Raw genomic sequence first — 19162 nt, forward strand, 5'->3', positions numbered from 1 at the left:
GCTTAATTCTCATTTCCACTCTGTTCATCAGGAATTTCAGGCAACACACCATCGCGTGAACCAGTAATAACCACATCCCCCTCCTGAAGCCCTGAAACAATCTCTGCCATCACTTTATTATTAAGCCCCACAATCACTTGTTTTGCCACTACTTTTTTACCCCCCACCAAAAGTAAAACCCATGCTTTATGTTCTTTTGTTTCATCACGCAAAGCAACACTTGGAACCAACAAAACATTCTGAGCACGTCCTAAAATAATATGAACTTGAGCAGTCATATAAGTTCGCAAAAAATTGTCTTTATTATCAACATGTGCAATCCCATTGTAATAAATCGCTGATGACACAAGAGAACTAGAACCTCCTGCTCCAGAATTAATACTCACATCAGCACGAATAGATTCAGGCGCCGGATCGACCCTTTCTAAAATACCCTCATAACGCCGGTGTGAATTGCCCAATACCGTAAAATAAAGAGGTTGACCAGCACGAACTTTAAGAATATCAGCCTCTGAAATTTGCGCTTTGACTGTCATCTTTGACACATCGCCTAAAATAACAATTGTAGGCGCTGACTGAACAGCATTAACATTCTGTCCTTCTTCAACAACCGTTGCCAAAACAGTTCCCGCCGAAGGAGCAGTTATTCGCGTATAATCGAGATTGACCCTTGCACTCTCTACATCAATTTGAGCTTGTACAATCTGCTGCTGCAGTTGGGCAATTTGCGCTTCGCGTATTTTCACTTGTGTTGTCGCATCATCAAGATTAGCTTTTGAAGTTGCACGCGCTTCTATCATTTTTTTTTGCCGCGCTAAATTTTTCTGTGCAAGGGAAAGATAAGCTTCTTGTTCCACTAAATTCGCATAATAATGAGATAAAGCTGCTTTTTTTCTTTTCAGATCATTTTCTTGATCTGTAGGATCAATTTCGGCCAAAAGATCCCCTTCTTTTACAACACTGCCCGGAAAAACGCGCATAGAAATCACTCTCCCCGTAGCACGCGCTCCAACAGCCACCAACCTATAAGGCCGCACAAGCCCAGAAGCCAAAACACTTTCTTCGATATCACCACGCTTCACAACAGCTGTCATATACATTGGTGTAGATGTTCCCCAAAAAACAGAGCGTAACCACAACAAAATGACAATAATGAAGAGAGAAATAAGAAATAATGAAAGTTTCCTGTGTTTTATAACGAAATTTTTGATGAAACCTTTTTTCATTGCTCTAACCTTGCAAGCGAACGACTAACACCATCAATAACTTTCGGACGTGATACATCAACAACTCCATCCCACCCACCTCCTAATGCTTTCATCAAAGCGATATATTGGGTAGCTAAAGCAACACGGCTATCTATAAGTGCCATCTGCGCAGAATAATAGGAACGATCAGCATTTAACAATTCGAGGAAGCTGATACTTCCATTTTCAAAAAGGCTTCGTGAAAGTTTTAAAGAATGCAGATAAGTTTCATTTGCAATGACGAGCTTTTTGAGACGCTGATGTTCCTTCGTTACTCTCACAAGGGCATTTTCAACATCTTCTAAAGCACCTAATACAGCCGCTCGATAAGTAATAAAGGCCTGATCACGCTGTGCCCGTGCCATCGCAACAGAGGCAACAATCTGCCCTCCATTAAAAAAGGGGAAACGAAGACCAGGTCCAAAAGACCAGCTAATCGTTGAACTTTTCCATAATTGATCCATTGTTACTGCTGCTGTTGCAATATTCCCTGTTAAAGTAAGCGATGGATAACGTTCTGCCTCACGTTGACCAATGCGAGCTGTTGCTTGTGCATATTGGCGCTCTGCGCGACGTAAATCTGGACGTGACAACAAAATATCGGTTGGAATTCCTGCTGGTATGGGCCATTGTGGTTGTGGAATTTTAATTTGCTTAGCATTTTTTTGCAAAAAACCCTTCAAAGCCGTAGGCACATGACCAGTTAAAACAGAAAGGCGATGCATACTCATTGCCACACTGGCTTCTATCTGAGAGATATCGGCTTCTGTATTGGCCATTTGCGCTTTTGCATTTGAAACATCAAGCTCAGAAATATCGCCTGCTGTCAATTTGGCGCACATCAATTCATATGTTTTGCGCTGTGCTGCAGCAATTTGCCGCACAATCAGCAACTTTTGTTGCCAACCACGCATTTGAACATAATTTGTTGCCACCTCTCCCAACAATATGACCATGGTAGCCCGCATATCTTCCACCACCGCTTCAAGACCATACCGTGCTGCTTCAACGCCTCGTTTATGCCCACCAAAAAAATCAAGCTCCCAACTTGCATCAAATCCCCCACGATATTGGCTCAACGCATCAGATTGTCCAGATCCGTTACGGGTTCCTGCAATTGTATTTGACGCACTTGGCAACAAGGCCCCCACCACTTGCCCTAAACTAGCACGTGCTTCGCGAACTCGAGCTTTAGCAACCGCAATATCATTATTTCCAGAAATTACCTCATCCATTAATGCATTTAAAATCGGATCATTTAACCATCGCCACCATCCCGCAAGAGTAATTGAACGGTCAGATATCTGTTCAGACTTCTGTCCCCATTGGGCTGGAACACGAAAAAATGTTTTATGATAATTTGGGCCAACCATACATCCTGACAAAAGAAAACATAGCAAAACATTAGAAAGTAATCCTTGAAAAACGCCCCTTTTGAGATTTCTGCTCTGCATTTAGTCTCCCGCATTTTTTAGAATCATTACTTAGTATTAATACTTTATTTACCTCTTATTTCAAAATTAACGTGAAAAATCAAATATAGTTTGCACAGGAATATGATCTGAAGGACGTTCCCATCCGCGCGCATCACGAAAAGTCGAAAGATCTTCTACCAAGGGCGCTAAATCTGGAGAAGACCAAATATGATCAAGCCGACGCCCATAATCCGTAAGGGCCCAATCGCGTGCACGATAACTCCACCAGGTGTAAAGTTTAGTAGGAACAGGAATATGCAACCGCATAAGATCAATCCAACCGCCTTGACAACACAAATCTTGTAAACGCTCGGTTTCAATGGGTGTATGGCTTACAACCTTCAACAATTGCTGATGAGACCAAACATCCTCTGCCAAAGGAGCAATATTCAAATCGCCCAGTAAAAGAGAAGACACCCCCTTTTCCTGCTCTGCACGGATAAAAGACATTTCTTCTAAAAAATCAAGCTTATGACGAAATTTCTCATTCACATCAGCGTCAGGAATATCTCCTCCTGCAGGAACATAAAAATTATGAATCCGCAAATTTCTCCCGTGAGCTTCCACAATCACTGAGATATAGCGACAATCTTGATTTTGACAAAAAAAACGCTTTTCTATCTTTTTAAAAGGCAACCGAGAAACAATAGCCACTCCATTATAAGATTTTTGTCCATTCAGTGCGATATGCTTATATCCTGCTGCTACAAAATCCTCTACTGGAAATAAAGCATCTGGACATTTTGTTTCCTGTAGGCACAAAACATCAGCCGGAAAGAATTCCAAATACTGAAAAATCTGTGCAAGACGCAAACGAATAGAGTTAATATTCCAAGTCGCAATACGAAAAAACATCTACTTTAATCTCAATGATGTAACCCTATTTCTTCATTTCTTCGAAGGAAGTGTAAACATTCCATTTGCAAATCGAACGCCTGTTTGTACATTCATAACCTGTACAGTAGTTTCCAAATTTTGTTGGTCAACAATTGTCCACTGCCGCAAAGCGGATCCTTTAGGATCAAAAATCATTCTTATTTTCCCAGCCCCAATGCTTTTATCACGCAGAACAATCGTCACTGCCCCTGGATCTTCACGAAATGCCAATAAACGCCCAGAAGATACATCAATTTTATCATCCAACAGAAACTTCATTGGTGTTTGCGAAAGTTGTGAAAAGTTCCAAGTATTCAAAGCCCGATTATTAATTCCAATAAACTGACCATCTGCAATAATCTGCAAAGGCATTTTTTTGTAAATAAAGCGAATTTTTCCTGGACGTTCTAAGTAAAATGTTCCTTGAGACATTTTCCCTCTTGGACTAAATTGAATAAAATCACCTGTCATTGTTTTGATTGCCGCAAAGCGATTCACCACATTCTGCGCCTTTACCATTTTATTAGATGTTTGTGAAAAAGCAGGAAACATTAAACACCAAAAGACAACAATTCCCACAAACCTAAAGACTCTACTTTGCGATAAAAAAAACAGTTTCATAAAAAATGCTCCCAAGCAATACTTAATTGGCTTTATTATAAACAACAAATAACGAATAAATACTTTGCTTTATCAGAAAAAATATTGTTTGAAAAAACGATCTGAAGATTTTTTAAAAGTATTCTTCTTCAATAGTCTCTTAAAATTTCAGCTTTCCCCATATGATTTTCTGAATCAATGATGCCTTCTTCTTCCAGCTTCTCACTCAATATCACTGCACAATTAGAATCAATACCTAAACGGCATTGAATATAAGAAGTTGAAGCCTGATCATGATGAAGTACGATAGCAAAAGTTTGACAATAATTATCTGCTAAAGAAGAAAGAAAAGAGACATCTGCCTTATGTTCTTCATCTGCTTGCAATATTATTTTCAAACAATTAGTCCGCCTTTAAAGTTTTGAAGGTAGCTAAATTCCTATTTTTCTGCAAATTTGCTAAACAACTCATATATTCTAACCCACCTGTAATCTAATGAAGCAACATGGCTTATAGTCAACATACAACGGAGATTAAACATATTACTTCACGAATTTAAAAACTCTTTATCAGTCGCAAAAATATTTTTTTGACTTCCTCCTCACCTAAAAGAATAAAAATTCTCATCTACTCAGGTCTATAAACAATTTGGATTTTAGCAAGTCCCTCTTGGATTTCCACCCTATATACTTAATCTTCTATACGGCTTGACAAGAAAATCCTGCCCTAAATATTCAATATATTCTAGAAAAAAATTAATATATCAAGCCTTGCATAACCACAACGCCTCAAACGACATTATTTCATATTTATACATTGATTTATAATGATAAATTACCATTCTTCAACGTAAACATAAATCATAACGCCAAATCCAGTAAGATTTTTTCATCTTATACGCTCCCATATTCAATTAATTCAAATCATTTTCTTGCACCTTACAAACAAAATCTGCGTATAGATAAATTACATAAAATAAGGAATAAAAATACTTCTTATGAATTGTCTCAAGTGCCAAGAGTTAGCATAATCTTGAAAGCTGGAAAAGTACATGATGATATCAGTTTTTTAACGCATAATAGAGTAAATGCCTGTTTTTATAAAATATTATTTAAAAAACGATTATAAAGATTTTTCAAAAGCGTTCCTCTTCAGGAGGTACTAAAATTTCCCGTTTCCCTGCATGATTTGCTGGACTAATGATGCCTTCTTCTTCCATCCTCTCAATTAACGTTGCAGCACGGTTATAACCAATGCCTAAACGGCGTTGAATATAAGAAATCGAAGCCTTACGGTCACGAAGAACAATAGCAACAGCTTGACTATAGGGATCGTCTCCTGAAGGAGAAGCCAAAGAAACATCAGTCTCATTCTCTTCAACTTCTTGCGTAATTGTTTCCAAATAATCAGGTCGTGCTTGCGCTTTGAGATGCGCAACAACCTGCTCCACTTCATCATCTGCAACAAAAGGTCCATGCACACGCTGAATACGTCCTCCTCCCATCATGAAAAGCATATCTCCCTGTCCTAACAATTGTTCAGCTCCTTGTTCGCCTAAAATTGTTCGACTATCGATTTTTGAACTTACAGAAAAAGAAATGCGTGTAGGAAAATTGGCTTTGATTGTCCCAGTAATAACATCGACAGAAGGACGCTGTGTTGCCATAATCACATGGATACCAGCAGCACGCGCCATTTGTGCTAAGCGTTGCACTGCACCTTCAATATCTTTACCAGCAACCATCATCAAATCAGCCATTTCATCAATAATGACAACAATATAGGGCATAGGACTAAAATCAAGAGTTTCCGTTTCATACAGAGGCTCCCCAGTATCATGATCAAAACCCACTTGAATTGTACGCACCATTGTCTCTCCTTGATCTTTTGACTCTTTGAGACGCGCATTAAACCCATCGATATTGCGAACGCCAAGTTTTGACATTTTACTATAGCGCTCTTCCATTTCACGAACAGCCCACTTTAAGGCAATTACGGCTTTTTTAGGATCTATTACTACTGGTGTTAATAAATGAGGAATGCCATCATAAACCGAAAGTTCAAGCATTTTTGGATCCACCATAATGAGACGACATTGTTCAGGTGTCATACGATACAGCAACGATAAAATCATTGTATTGATAGCAACAGACTTTCCTGATCCTGTTGTACCAGCAACCAAAAGATGAGGCATTTTTGCTAAATCAGCAATAACGATTTCTCCCCCAATCGTTTTGCCCAAAGCAAGCCCTAATGCTGCTTTACTTTCAATAAACTCCTGCGCTTGCACAATTTCCCTTAAATAAACCATCTCACGCTTTGCATTAGGCAACTCTATTCCAATCACATTACGCCCTGGAACCACAGCCACACGAGCAGAAATTGCCCGCATCGAGCGCGCAATATCATCTGCTAAACCGATGATACGAGAAGACTTAATACCAGCAGCCGGTTCAAATTCATATAAAGTAACCACCGGTCCAGGACAAGCATCTATAATTTTCCCTTTGACCCCAAAATCTAACAAAACCCCCTCAAGTTCCTGAGAATTTGCTTTTAAAGAAGCAGGAGAAAGTTTTGCATCCCTAACAGATGGTGGTGGAACCGAAAGATAATCTAAAAGTGGAAGAACAAAACTACCATTTGAAGAAACTGTTAAACGCTTTCGATTTTTAACAAGAGAAACATGTATTTCATTTTGATTTTCCTTGTACTTTTCTTTTTCACCAAAAAAAATGGGTTCGATCCGATCAAATGATTTTCCTTGCTTCCTGCTCTGAAAACGCCTTTTGAAACAGAAAAAACGCAAAAACCGTGCTTGTAAAAAATAAAAAAAATGTAAAACAGCGCCAAAAATCGTCGCAAAAAAACCATCTTGCACACGATCATCCTCTGCAGCATGTTCTGCATTTTCTTCCAACTCAAAGATTGGATTAATGATTTCGTTTTTTGAAATGTTTTTTTCTTTTCTTTTCTTTGGTTGACGTCGCCATATCACATTGCCAGCAAAAGCAGCAATGAAAAAACCTAAAAAAATAAAAATACCACTGAAACACACAGTGTAAAGTGGAGAACGGAAAAGAGGAAAGATTGAAGAAGCAACACTTACAACTTTATCTCCTAAAACCCCTCCCAAGCCCATTGGCAATGGCCAATAAGTAAAGGAAGCCATAGGTGTCATAAGGGAAAAAGCAATTAAAAAACAAATCGTTGATACCACCCATAAAAAAAAGCGCAACATCAAATTATAGATATTCTTTTGTGCCAATAAAAGAAAAGACCAAAATAATGGCGGTAATAAAACAGCAAGACTTGCCAAGCCAAAAAACTGCATAATGAAATCTGCAAAAATCGCACCCAACCACCCCATAAGGTTTGTAACCTCATTTGCATTTGCATGGGTTAAAGACGGATCTGCAACATTCCAAGTTGCCAAAGCAAACACACAAAAAATAATAAAACCCAAAAGTCCAAGTCCAATGAAAACACCAATCTGGCGTAAAAACATCTCAATAATCCGTAAGCCTTGAGAATTTCGCACTTCTAATGAATCATAAGGAGAAGAACTTCGGTGCATCTATCAATTCCAAATACAAAATTTTATATCTAAAGAGTTATAGCTCCTCCCCTCTTCCTAAAAAGAATGAAGCCTAAACCAGCGCCGATCTGTAAACTACTCCGGCTTTTTATCTAGCGGATTCTACTTTCTAACCACTTCATATCGTTTATCTCCCACCACCCTAAAGGGCACAACTTCATAAGGCGCCGTAAAAGCCCTACTCTGAACATTTATCACACATTCAACCAAAAAACACCTTAATGTGTAAAGTTTTACATGAGCCCTATAGCATCTCCTAAACAGATGACATTATACGCAACATCATGATAACAGCAACATTTAATACTGTTTTAACCATCACCTAATGAGCACAGTTTTTCTTACCTCTCATACTCACTCAATACATCCCTTCAAAGATAGCGTCTTAAAGCACCTTCATCCAAATCAAAAAATACAAAACTTTCTTTGTTTAATTTTAGTTTTCTTTTTTATCAATCAAGTGTAAAAAGAGTTGAAGAAAACATTCAAAAAAAGCTTAACCGATAAGTCTGCAAAATAAACTACATAAGTGACTAAACAGAAGAATTCTAAAAAAACAATCTGTCATAAGATTGGCATCAAAAAGAAATCTCGCCTTTATAAAAGTAAGGAGAAAAATAAAAGCTAAGATATTTTCAGGAAATTTTAAAGAAAAATATTTTTTAACAGCAAAAAACTGTAAACAATGGAAGAAGCCTTGTGTATTCTAATCACTATAAAGATGTCAAACTAAACAGCAAAATAAAATCCTCTAAAACCAAACAATGTGATCTCCTCATTGCAGGGGGTGCGGTTGTCGGTTTAACACTAGCCATAGCACTCAAACAAACAGCTGCTAATCTGAAAATAAAAATCGTTGATGCTGCTTCACAAGGAGATATTTCTGCTTCTAACATACGAACCTTTGCCCTTGCTGCTGCTTCTATTCGTATGTTAAAACAATTACAATGTTGGGAACCTATAAAACCCTACGTGCAACCCATTCACTCAATGATCATCACAGATACAAATCCAAGTGATCCTGTCAAACCCACTCTTTTAACCTTTGAAGGTGATATTACCCCCAATGAACCCTTTGCAACTATGGTAGAGCATAGAGAGCTCATTAACACTTTAAAAAAACGTGTTAAAGATCTCAATATTCCTTTTATTGCAAACACGCGTGTCATTGATTTTTATCAAGAAGACCAACATACAACTGTCATTTTAAATAATGAAGAGGTTTGGCAAACGAAATTGCTTATTGCAGCCGACGGAGCCCACTCGAAATTACGCGAAAAGGCAGGTCTTAAAAACTTTTTTCATCCCTACAAACAAATAGCCATCATCTGCACAATTGAACATGAAAAACCCCATTATGGTCGAGCAATTCAACATTTTTTACCTGCAGGTCCTTTCGCTCTTCTTCCTCTTAAAGGCAACCGCTCCGCCATTGTGTGGAATGAAGATCATAAAACCGCGCAATATTATCTCAAAGCTGATGCACTTATTTTTGAAACAGAACTCGAAAAACGCATTGGCCATCGATTAGGAAAACTCTCTTGGAATGGTGAACGTCAAGCTTTTTCCTTGAACCTTTCCTTAACACATCAATGCATTAAGCCACGTTTTGCCCTCATTGGCGATTCTGCCCATACTATCCACCCCATTGCAGGACAAGGACTCAATTTAGGATTACGCGATAGTGCTGCCCTTGCTGAAGTGATTATTGAAACAGCACGATTAGGTCTTGATATTGGCTCCCTCACTGCTTTAGAGCGCTATCAAAGCTGGAGACGTTTTGAAATTGTCCGTATGGCTTTCAACAATGACTGGCTTAATAAACTCTTTTCTAACGATAATCCTCTCTTACGAATGCTCCGAGATACGGGTCTTGGAATCATCAATCAAGCGCCAAGAATAAAAAAATATTTCATTCAAGAAGCTGCGGGCTTAACCCCAAATGCTCCACGTCTTCTCCATGGCTTCCCACTTTGAAGAAAAAATCCATATCATTTCACTTTTTACACTCTTTGACTTTCCGCTCCACCTCAAAAAACAAAAAAACTCTCGATCTAATCTATTTATAAACTGAATTCTTGCCGAGCAGGTCCCTCTTGGCTTCCCATTCATCTGTTTCACTTAACACAAGATTCAAGAATAAGCCCTACTTTAAGAATATCCACCACACACTGAAAAAACGTTTAATATCCCAAGGAAGTTATCTTAGATCACCACACCTCAAAGAAAGCTATTTCATCGCATACAAAAATAAACAAAACTTTTTATCACACAACATTTTTATTTATAGTAATCATTCATTGTTCTCATATTGAATGAGAAATGCGAAGATCGTAAGCTCCTCTTATTTTAAACCTGCGTATTTTGCAATAACCAAATTCATTCACTTGCATATTAAAAGCGGAATTCACGTATCGATAAAAACGATTTTTAAAAGAAAGCAAGAAAATTCTCTCATGCCCCCTCTCAAATACAAAGAACTGTCGCAATAAAAAAATTAGCAAAGTTATATAATTGAATGCTGCTAGCTTGCACCTTTCACTGAAATAAAGATAATCATACCCCGTAGATTTTAGATAATCATAAGAACTTTTATATTATGCTATTCACGAACAGCGCCATAAAATAAGCTTAGTTACATTAAAGATGTTTTTTTAAGCATGTAAATTAGCAATACAAGTAATTCCCATTTAAACCATTGTATTTTATGATAATACCTTTAATTTACATGACAATACCACAATTTAAGAATGCCGATACACAACAAATTCCCGTGCTCTATACCATCACACATGAGCTGACAACGTGCGTATTACCACTCTATCTCACACCATAAAAGAAAACAAACAGACATAAAAATTACGCAAACTTTTTATTTTTAATGCACTCTATTCACACATACCCATAAATAAGTTTTAATCACAAACACTTAGAAATATGTCATAAAATCCCATTAAGCCCTATACTGGCCATAGAAAATTTCCATTTTCCACACACTTAGTTCATATTCATATCAACGATACGAACGATAAATTAAAGTTAATTTATCAACCTATTAGTTTATAAAATCATCACTTTACCTATTGGATTAGAATCCTTACGCAATAAATTTGTCTCATTTGAATTCTTTTTTAAAGAATCAATAATTGACTTGCATAGCTTTAAAAGGACAACGTTAATACAACTATAAAATAAAAGCGATAAAATCCCCCCTCTCAAATGCATTAAGAGCAATCACAACATTTTAAGTTGGTAAACTTAATAATGATGCCAGTCTATTACAAAAATATCTTTTGCCTTTAAATACATTGGTTTCTGCCCCCTTATCATTTTATTCGATCACTCAATACTCTACATCTGCTCATTAGCTTTTGTCTATCAAAGTATTCAAAAAGAGCAATCTACTTGCATTCATATCTTTTGACATTCTCTTATCTTTTGTAAATATTGCAACTGCTTTATGTCACTTCTAATTCATCAAGTGTATACCCATTTTCCAACCACTCTTTAATCCACTTAGGTCTACGCCCACGCCCATTCCATAATTCCCATTGGTTATTGGGATTTCTATAATGACGCTCTTTATTCACAAGATCAGCGATATCAATTCCATGAGCATTAGCAATTTCAAGAATTTTTCGCCGCGCATTTTGTTTTTCCTTTACTTGCCGTTTTTTCAATTCCACATCGATTTGTATACGCATTTCTTGTAGTTCATTAAAATTCATATTTTTGAGATCATTCACCTTAATTACTCCCCTTGCAAAAAAGAATTGTTCCTTGTCATATTTTAAACACAATTATAGACGATTTTTGCCTATTTGTTATCGAAATTATAATTACGATAAATATATCGCTTTGACGGAGGTGTGCTTTGGACCACAAAGAATTGTTTATTTGCCTATCAGTAGTCACCACAGCATCCCTTTTCAGTTCAGTTGCTGAAACTAGTAGATGTCGTGCGCAAACGCCCTCACACCTTTATGATTCTCGTGAATCAGCAGTCAAAGGTAAGTATAAATCGCCATTCTATAAACTATGGCAATATGTAACAAAGAACAAGCCCCATCGGTATAATGATGGTATAGTTCATTACAACTATAAGAAACTCCTTCACATACACCAGTGTTTTGCTTCTTTTAAATGTTTTTTGAAAAAAAAATTGCAACTAAAAAATCGTATAAAACAAACAACTTCAATAAAATCCCAAAGATTGGCCTTACTTAAAAGCAGCATTTTTCTCCATGAGACCAATAATCCTGATCAGCGTAATGAGTCTTATTTTATCCCTCACATTGATCTCGTTGGTTGGATATTCACAAATATGGGAAATCTTCTCAAAAAAGAAGCAACCAATAATCACCAGAAGTATCCTAATCTAAGCAGTTACGTTCTGCAAGTTTATCAAATCAAAAGACAACGAGAAAAAACACCACATGGAATTGACATTTTTATCAATAAGGCCCTTCGTAATAAGGTGTATTGCTGATGATTATTCCAGATTTCACAATGCTTTCAGCTGCATACATATTCGATACGCCTTTCACGGCATTTTCAATTCTCGTTGGACAAGAATTGCAAAGCAATATCTATGTAACAGATAATGATAAGTTATTACGTCAATCTTCTCCACTAGAAAAAACAATCGCAACAAGGGGACAGTTTAAACAAAGTAAACATAATTTTGACGTAAATTTAGAACAAATTGATGTTGAAGATATGAAAGGTTTTTTTCTTTTTAACACATTTGGTTTTTTCAGAAATCTTAAAACTAAACAAGCCGTTCTAGCCTACCGCTATGAGCAGGTAACATCTACATCTAATTCTAAAAAGGATATATTGCAATCCGTACTAAATTTCTACAACCTGGGAAATTTAAATAGGCCCTACATACAGAAGATTTCTTCATTTTTTGGGGTGAAAATTCCTCCATTTGTAGATAATAAAACGTCGCAGGAATCTATAGAAATTTACGAAAGAGAACAAGAGCAAACAACAAAGACAGAATCTCCCCTTCTTTCCAAAGAAGAATTAGAAGATGCGTTTACACATAAAGCAAGTAGCACCCGGGATGCTTTTGCGACCGAAGGTTCTTCTTCTTTAGAAAACAACTCGAGTGGTGGCTGATGTTCTAACAAACTAAAGCTAAAATTTTGTAGGATATTATAATGAAAGCTAGATAAAGAAATATTAAAGCTCTAATTAGTAAGATTGGACAAAATCTCTTCTAATTGAGGGCAAAAAAATGAAAATGATAGAACAAAATAGCGTCGATATAGCATTTAATCAAAAGGCAGCGCGAGAAGTTACAATTGTAATGCGCTCAGAAAGGGAATGGTATTTTACATTTATTGCCGATGATCCAATCACCGGAAAACCAAATAAGTATACGCTTCTTACACAAAGAGGTAAACTAAGGACTTGGGCCGATCCTAAATATCTTTTTAAATTTCTTCATGAGAGAGGTGTTCTTTGTGGAAATTTTAGTCTTAATCAGGATGAAACATATGAAACAGTCAAATATTCTTCAAAAAATAATTCGAAATAATGCTACTCAAATCTTTGCGGCTGTAAATGTATTTTTTATGGCATATCCTGTATGGGCCCAAGCGCAAGGTTTAGGAAAAGTAAAAGATGTTTTAGAAAAACTCAGTCAAGAGTTAAAAACAATTATCCCTATCGCTGCAGCTGTTATACTTTTGTGCTTAGCAATCGGTTATGCGGGACGCTACATCGAAAAAGATACTTTCATACGGTGGGGGCTAGGTGTTATCATTGCAGGATCAGCAGCTGAGCTTGCAAACATGTTATTCACAAAAGGATAAATAAGTATAAAGTTATACAGCATTAAAGTGTCTTTCTTATTCAAAGAATAACCTGAATTTTAAGAGATCTTATACATATTAATAAAAACCATATGACAAAGAGATATTGTCCATAGCAACTGTAATCTAAATGGGGTAACAATATGAAACAATTAAATATTATTCAAATAGCGACCAATAAAAGCACTTTTATCGCTCTTATGACAATTGCTTTTTTTGTAACGCATCTCATGGATGCTCAGGCAAGTTTAGCCCCTGCAAAAACTGCCCTAGAAGAACTTAAGAAACAGTTGATTGGCATTGTTCCTATCGCTGCCGCTGTTATACTTTTGTGCTTAGCAATCGGTTATGCGGGACGCTACATCGAAAAAGATACCTTCATACGGTGGGCACTAGGTGTTATCATCGCAGGATCAGCAGTTGAGCTTGTTGATTTACTATTTAAAGCTAGTTGATTTACTATTTAAAGCTACCGAATACGTTCTTTAAAAGATGATTTTTTATGTCAAAAAAAGCTTAAGTTTTAGTATTTTCATATATTAATAAAATTATTTCTTATTCTTCAGAAAAGCTATTTATACTAAATTTGATAAGATTAACCAATATGAAAAAAATAATTAATTTCCAATTGAAAAATAATAATAAAATTATCACAATTTCTGCAAACATAATTGTATATTTGATGAGTAGTTCTATGTCTGCTCAAGCACAGATGGCAAATACAGAGAGAGCTTTAAAGGCTTTACAGGAAGATCTGACTAAAAACATTATTCCTATCGCTGCTGCTGTTATACTTTTGTGCTTAGCAATTGGCTATGCAGGACGTTACATCGAAAAAGATACATTTATACGGTGGGCGCTAGGTGTTATCATCGCAGGATCAGCTACCCAACTTACTGCGCTTTTATTCACGGGTTAATGAAAATAATTACGTTTTAGTATAACACATAATGTTTTTAAATTTTATTAGTTATAGATGTATAGCAGGAATTAATATTATTTATTTTGCAAAAAGAGTATTATTTATAGAAATTTTAATTATCAAGAGGGATAAAAGATATGAAAAAGTTAAATATGTTCCAAGCAAAATGTAACAATAGGATCATTGCAACTTCTGCAGTTATAAGCGCCTTTTTCATAACGCATCCTGCATATGCGAATTTGGAGCCAGCTAAAAAAGCTTTAGAAAGGCTGAGGGATGATCTTATTGAACACATTATTCCAGTTGCTGCTGCTGTTATACTTTTGTGCTTAGCAATTGGTTATGCGGGACGCTACATCGAAAGAGATACATTTATACGATGGGCAATCGGCATTATCATCGCAGGATCAGCAACCCAACTTACTAAAATGTTATTTACAACTACTGCATGAATTAATATAACACGTAATGTTTTTAAACATCCGTTTGTTACTAAGTATACACCAGTTAATAATGTCGCTCATATTGCAAAAAGGAATATTATTTATAAAAACATTAATCATAATAGGATAAAAGATATGAAAAAGTTAAATACGTTCCGAGCAAAAGCATGCAACAAGATTAGCGTTACTGTTATCGCTTCAATTCTATTATTAATAACTCAATCTGCTTATGCTCAAACAGGAACAAAAAGCTTAGATGTTTTTATAGGTATGCAGTATGGATTAAGTATCATTATTCCTATCTCTGCCGCCATTATTCTTTTATTTCTTTTACTTATTTACCTATTTCGTATTATCGCAAGAGCTACATTTATGCGATGGGCATTCAGTGTCATTATTGCTGGTGCGGCCTTCTATATTAGCCACATACTATTTAACATTCAGTGACAAGAGTTATCCATGAAATTACAAGAACAAAAAGCTTTCCCTTTATTCAAAGGAGCGACACGCGTTCCAACAATGTGGGGGGTACCTATGATGCCACTTATCGTTATGGTTATGGGAGTTGCTATTGTTGCTATGACAATAAATATCTTTTTATGGATTATAGCCCCACCATTATGGTTTATTATGGCACAAATTACTAAAAACGATGATAAAGCGTTTCGTATCTGGTGGTTATGGATTGATACAAAATTTCGTAATCGTAACAAAGGTTTTTGGGGCGCATCAAGTTATAGTCCCTCTAATTATAGTAAAAGGAGATAAGCATGACAGCTGTTGAAAGCAGCAAACGTCTCGCATCAGAGACACCTGTAAGCCTGTTCCTTCCTTATTCACATCATGTTACAGATACGATTATCTCTACGAAGAATGCGGAGTATTTATCGATTTGGAGGATTGATGGACGTTCGCATCAAAGCGCTTCGGAAGAAGATATTTTTCAATGGACGAAAGAACTGAATAATGCTCTGCGCGGCATTGCATCAGCCAATTTATCATTTTGGACGCATATTGTACGCCGCCGTGTTTATGAATATCCTGATTCAACATTTGATCAAATGTTTTGCTATCAGCTTGATGAAAAATATCGCCAAAGTTTTATTGGTTATAATTTAATGGTCAATGATTTGTATCTGACTGTGGTTTTTCAACCGATAGCGGATAAAATTATGTCGTTCTTTTCTCAACATGAACGCGAAACACTTGACCAAAAAAATGCGCGACAAGATTTATGTATCAAAGAGCTCAATGACATCAATCGTACTTTAAGCCAATCATTAAAGCATTATGGTGCAGAACTTCTTGGTACTTATGAAAAAAATGGATATGCTTATTCTTCTGCACTTGAGTTCCTTGGAATGCTTGTCAATGCTGAATATCGTCCTATGCCAATTTGTTATGATCGTTTTGCTGACTATATGGCTATCAATCGGCCTTTTTTCTCAAAATGGGGTGCTTTTGGTGAACTGCGAACAACCAGTGGAATACGTCGATTTGGAATGCTAGAAATCAAAGAATACGATGTGACAACCAAACCAGGACAACTGAATAGTTTGCTAGAAAGTGATTTCGAATTCGTATTGACACAGAGCTTTTCAGTGCTCTCCCGACATGCTGCTAAAGACTATTTACAACGGCATCAGCGTAATCTTATTGATGCACGAGATGTAGCAACAAGCCAAATTGCACAAATTGACGAAGCACTAAACCAGCTTATAAGTGGGCATTTTGTCATGGGGGAACATCACTGCACATTGACTATATATGGAGAGACAATCCAGCAAATTCGCGATCATATGGCCAAAGCAAGTGCAGCATTACTAGACGTTGGAGTATTACCCAAACCCGTAGATTTAGCGATAGAAGCCGGCTATTGGGCACAACTTCCTGGTAATTGGAAATGGAGACCCCGTCCTTCTCCGATTACATCACTGAATTTTTTATCATTTTCATCTTTTCATAATTTTATGTCAGGAAAACCTACTGGTAACCCATGGGGACCAGCCGTCACAATTCTTAAAACAACTAGTAAAACACCGCTTTATTTCAATTTTCATGCCTCTAAACTTGAGGAAGATTCGACCGATAAGCGGTTACTCGGCAATACTGCGCTTATTGGGCAATCTGGGTCTGGTAAAACTGTACTGCTTGGTTTTTTGTTAGCACAAGCACAGAAATTCAAACCAACGACTGTTGTTTTTGATAAAGATCGCGGCATGGAAATTGCTATTCGAGCGATGGGTGGAAAATATCTAACATTCAAGCCAGGTAGATCAAGTGGCTTTAATCCATTCCAACTTCCTCCCACCCAAGACAATCTGATCTTTCTGAAACAATTTGTTAAAAAATTAGCAGAATCTGGTGGTGAAATCACACATCACGACGAGGAAGAAATTAATCAAGCTGTTATGTCTGTTATGAGCAATAACATTGACCAATCGCTGCGTCGTTTGTCTTTTCTAGTGCAATTCTTACCAAATCCGCACTTAAATGACTATAATGCACACCCATCTGTTCATGCTCGCTTACTGAAATGGTGCGAGGGTGGTGATTATGGATGGTTGTTTGATAATCCCCGTGATGCTCTTGATCTCTCAACACATCAAATTTACGGTTTTGATATTACGGAATTCTTAGACAATCTAGAAACTCGCACGCCGGTAATGATGTATTTGCTTTACCGCACTGAAGGTATGATTAGCGGACAGCGATTTATGTATATTTTTGATGAGTTTTGGAAACCGTTACAAGACCCATACTTTGAAGATTTAGCAAAAAATAAGCAAAAGACTATCCGTAAACAAAATGGTATTTTTGTTTACGCGACCCAAGAGCCTAGCGATGCTTTAGAAAGTAATATTGCCAAAACACTCATTCAACAATGCGCAACTTACATTTTTCTAGCCAATCCCAAAGCAAATTATGAAGATTACACAAAAGGCTTTAAACTAACAGATACCGAATTTGAACTCATTAAAGGACTTGGTGAGTTTAGCCGGCAATTTCTTATTAAGCAGGGCGACCAATCAGCACTTGCAGAACTAAATCTTGGTAAATTCCATGTGACAAGCGATGGAAACAACATTGAACACAACTTTAATGATGAGCTCTTAGTGTTATCAGGTACCCCTGATAATGCAGAATTAGCCGAAAGCATTATTGCAAAAGTTGGTGATGATCCAGCAATATGGTTACCAGTTTTTTTACAGCACGTAAAAAATAACAGGAGGGAAATATGAAAAAGGTAATTATCGCAATAACAACAACAGCGATTTTAGGAATTCCAAGCTCAGCAATGGCTTGGTCTTGGGGAGCAGGAGCTGCTGATTTAAGTGCATCAGTTTCAACAGCTTGGCCCAATTGGGGTTGGGGTTCATCTTCAAATACATCAAAGCCTAAAAGTCCTTCTCCCAAAAAGAACCTACCCAAAATACCGCCAGTTACTCCACTTATTGATATACTAAAAAAACAATTGGAGGAAACAAAAAAAGTACATAAGTCTATAACGGGAAGCAATAAATTCGATCTTAAAAAACTTACAAACACACAAACAAATAACAGCAGTTTTTTTCTCAAGAATCCAGAAAATATCTATAATGAATCTAATAATTCAGATATATCAACATCCGTTGCAAATATTACGCAAGCAGAAAATACTCTCACATCTCTCCAAGAATCTCGTAATGCTATCGATAAACGTATCCAATATGCAACAGTCGTTGATAAAGCAGTAAGTTTAAAAACTTTTCGAGAAGCAGATTATCGTTTTCAGCGAATTGAAGAACTATTAAACGAAATTAATACAACAAAAGACCTAAAAAGCGTTGCCGAGTTACAAGCACATATAATTGGAATGTTAGCTAAGATTCAAAATGAGACTACAAAATTACAAATGGTTTCCTATTCGCGCAACGCAGAACAAGCGCTTATCAATCAACAAAAGCAAAAGCGGAACGCAAAAATTCTCAACAGTAACAATAAAAAAATGCCAACAATACGATACATGAGATCTACTTAATGACATTTTTATATTTATCTTCCCTATATCATTTGCCGCTCGTTTGTGTAAAGAACAGAGCACTACATGGTGTTTCTGTTCTCTCTTAACAAGCTAAAAGCTTTTCCAGAATTATAACCTCTGTCAGACCATACCAATGAAAAATTCTCAGCCGA

18 protein-coding genes are annotated in these 19162 nt (G+C 36.7%); 11 read left to right on the forward strand and 7 right to left on the reverse strand.

The genetic code is table 11. The features are described from left to right. Positions 1-2 precede the first annotated feature (2 nt). The 6 genes from GGR08_RS00205 to GGR08_RS00230 form a co-directional block, all read right to left on the reverse strand. Complete coding sequence (locus tag GGR08_RS00205) at positions 3-1226, reverse strand: efflux RND transporter periplasmic adaptor subunit (protein ID WP_183193412.1); 1224 nt, start codon at positions 1224-1226, stop codon at positions 3-5. Beyond that, positions 1223-2701 (reverse strand): efflux transporter outer membrane subunit, encoded by a 1479-nt coding sequence (locus GGR08_RS00210; RefSeq protein ID WP_183193413.1) that lies wholly within the window; start codon positions 2699-2701, stop codon positions 1223-1225. The genes GGR08_RS00205 and GGR08_RS00210 overlap by 4 nt, the downstream gene beginning before the upstream one ends. A 66-nt stretch (positions 2702-2767) precedes the next feature. Next, positions 2768-3577, reverse strand: a complete 810-nt coding sequence (locus tag GGR08_RS00215; protein WP_183193414.1) for an exodeoxyribonuclease III — start codon at positions 3575-3577, stop codon at positions 2768-2770. A 33-nt stretch (positions 3578-3610) separates the two neighbouring features. Beyond that, a complete protein-coding gene (locus GGR08_RS00220; protein WP_183193415.1) occupies positions 3611-4219 on the reverse strand; it encodes a LolA family protein in 609 nt (202 codons plus the stop codon). Positions 4220-4347: 128 nt separating this feature from the next. Further along, positions 4348-4596, reverse strand: a complete 249-nt coding sequence (locus GGR08_RS00225; RefSeq protein WP_183193416.1) for a DNA translocase FtsK — start codon at positions 4594-4596, stop codon at positions 4348-4350. A 737-nt stretch (positions 4597-5333) separates the two neighbouring features. After that, positions 5334-7775, reverse strand: coding sequence for a DNA translocase FtsK (locus tag GGR08_RS00230; protein WP_183193417.1), 2442 nt, complete (start codon positions 7773-7775; stop codon positions 5334-5336). 720 nt (positions 7776-8495) lie between these two features. Between GGR08_RS00230 and GGR08_RS00235 the strand changes: the two genes are divergently transcribed. Next, positions 8496-9773 (forward strand): ubiquinone biosynthesis hydroxylase, encoded by a 1278-nt coding sequence (locus tag GGR08_RS00235; protein ID WP_183193418.1) that lies wholly within the window; start codon positions 8496-8498, stop codon positions 9771-9773. A gap of 1481 nt (positions 9774-11254) precedes the next feature. On the opposite strand, the gene GGR08_RS00240 is transcribed toward GGR08_RS00235, so the two are convergent. Then, positions 11255-11542, reverse strand: a complete 288-nt coding sequence (locus GGR08_RS00240) for an H-NS family nucleoid-associated regulatory protein (RefSeq protein WP_183193419.1) — start codon at positions 11540-11542, stop codon at positions 11255-11257. Between the two features lie 742 nt (positions 11543-12284). On the opposite strand from GGR08_RS00240, the gene GGR08_RS00245 reads away from it, so the two are divergent. From GGR08_RS00245 to GGR08_RS00290, 10 genes are all read left to right on the forward strand, one after another. After that, positions 12285-12923 carry a lysozyme family protein gene (locus GGR08_RS00245; protein ID WP_183193420.1) on the forward strand — a complete coding sequence of 213 codons (639 nt, stop codon included), beginning with the start codon at positions 12285-12287 and terminating at the stop codon, positions 12921-12923. A gap of 118 nt (positions 12924-13041) precedes the next feature. Next, positions 13042-13344, forward strand: coding sequence for a KorA family transcriptional regulator (korA, locus tag GGR08_RS00250; protein ID WP_183193421.1), 303 nt, complete (start codon positions 13042-13044; stop codon positions 13342-13344). Then, positions 13304-13621, forward strand: coding sequence for a VirB2 family type IV secretion system major pilin TrwL (gene trwL, locus GGR08_RS00255; protein ID WP_183193422.1), 318 nt, complete (start codon positions 13304-13306; stop codon positions 13619-13621). Before korA ends, trwL (GGR08_RS00255) begins: the two co-directional genes overlap by 41 nt. Positions 13622-13764: 143 nt before the next feature. Then, positions 13765-14076 carry a VirB2 family type IV secretion system major pilin TrwL gene (gene trwL, locus GGR08_RS00260; protein ID WP_183193423.1) on the forward strand — a complete coding sequence of 104 codons (312 nt, stop codon included), beginning with the start codon at positions 13765-13767 and terminating at the stop codon, positions 14074-14076. A gap of 149 nt (positions 14077-14225) precedes the next feature. Beyond that, complete coding sequence (gene trwL / locus GGR08_RS00265; RefSeq protein WP_183193424.1) at positions 14226-14540, forward strand: VirB2 family type IV secretion system major pilin TrwL; 315 nt, start codon at positions 14226-14228, stop codon at positions 14538-14540. Between the two features lie 140 nt (positions 14541-14680). Then, a complete protein-coding gene (gene trwL, locus GGR08_RS00270; protein WP_183193425.1) occupies positions 14681-14995 on the forward strand; it encodes a VirB2 family type IV secretion system major pilin TrwL in 315 nt (104 codons plus the stop codon). A 126-nt stretch (positions 14996-15121) separates the two neighbouring features. Then, the gene (locus GGR08_RS00275) at positions 15122-15433 is read left to right on the forward strand and encodes a conjugal transfer protein (protein WP_183193426.1); all 312 of its coding nucleotides are present in this window, start codon (positions 15122-15124) and stop codon (positions 15431-15433) included. Positions 15434-15445: 12 nt separating this feature from the next. Beyond that, positions 15446-15754 (forward strand): VirB3 family type IV secretion system protein, encoded by a 309-nt coding sequence (locus GGR08_RS00280; protein WP_183193427.1) that lies wholly within the window; start codon positions 15446-15448, stop codon positions 15752-15754. 2 nt (positions 15755-15756) lie between these two features. After that, on the forward strand, positions 15757-18228 hold the full coding sequence (locus GGR08_RS00285) for a VirB4 family type IV secretion/conjugal transfer ATPase (protein WP_183193428.1): 2472 nt from the start codon (positions 15757-15759) through the stop codon (positions 18226-18228). Continuing rightward, the gene (locus GGR08_RS00290; protein WP_183193429.1) at positions 18225-19007 is read left to right on the forward strand and encodes a TrbJ/VirB5 family protein; all 783 of its coding nucleotides are present in this window, start codon (positions 18225-18227) and stop codon (positions 19005-19007) included. Before GGR08_RS00285 ends, GGR08_RS00290 begins: the two co-directional genes overlap by 4 nt. The last annotated feature ends 155 nt before the right edge of the window (positions 19008-19162 follow it).

Source organism: Bartonella fuyuanensis, assembly GCF_014197255.1.
Taxonomy (GTDB): Bacteria; Pseudomonadota; Alphaproteobacteria; order Rhizobiales; family Rhizobiaceae; genus Bartonella; species Bartonella fuyuanensis.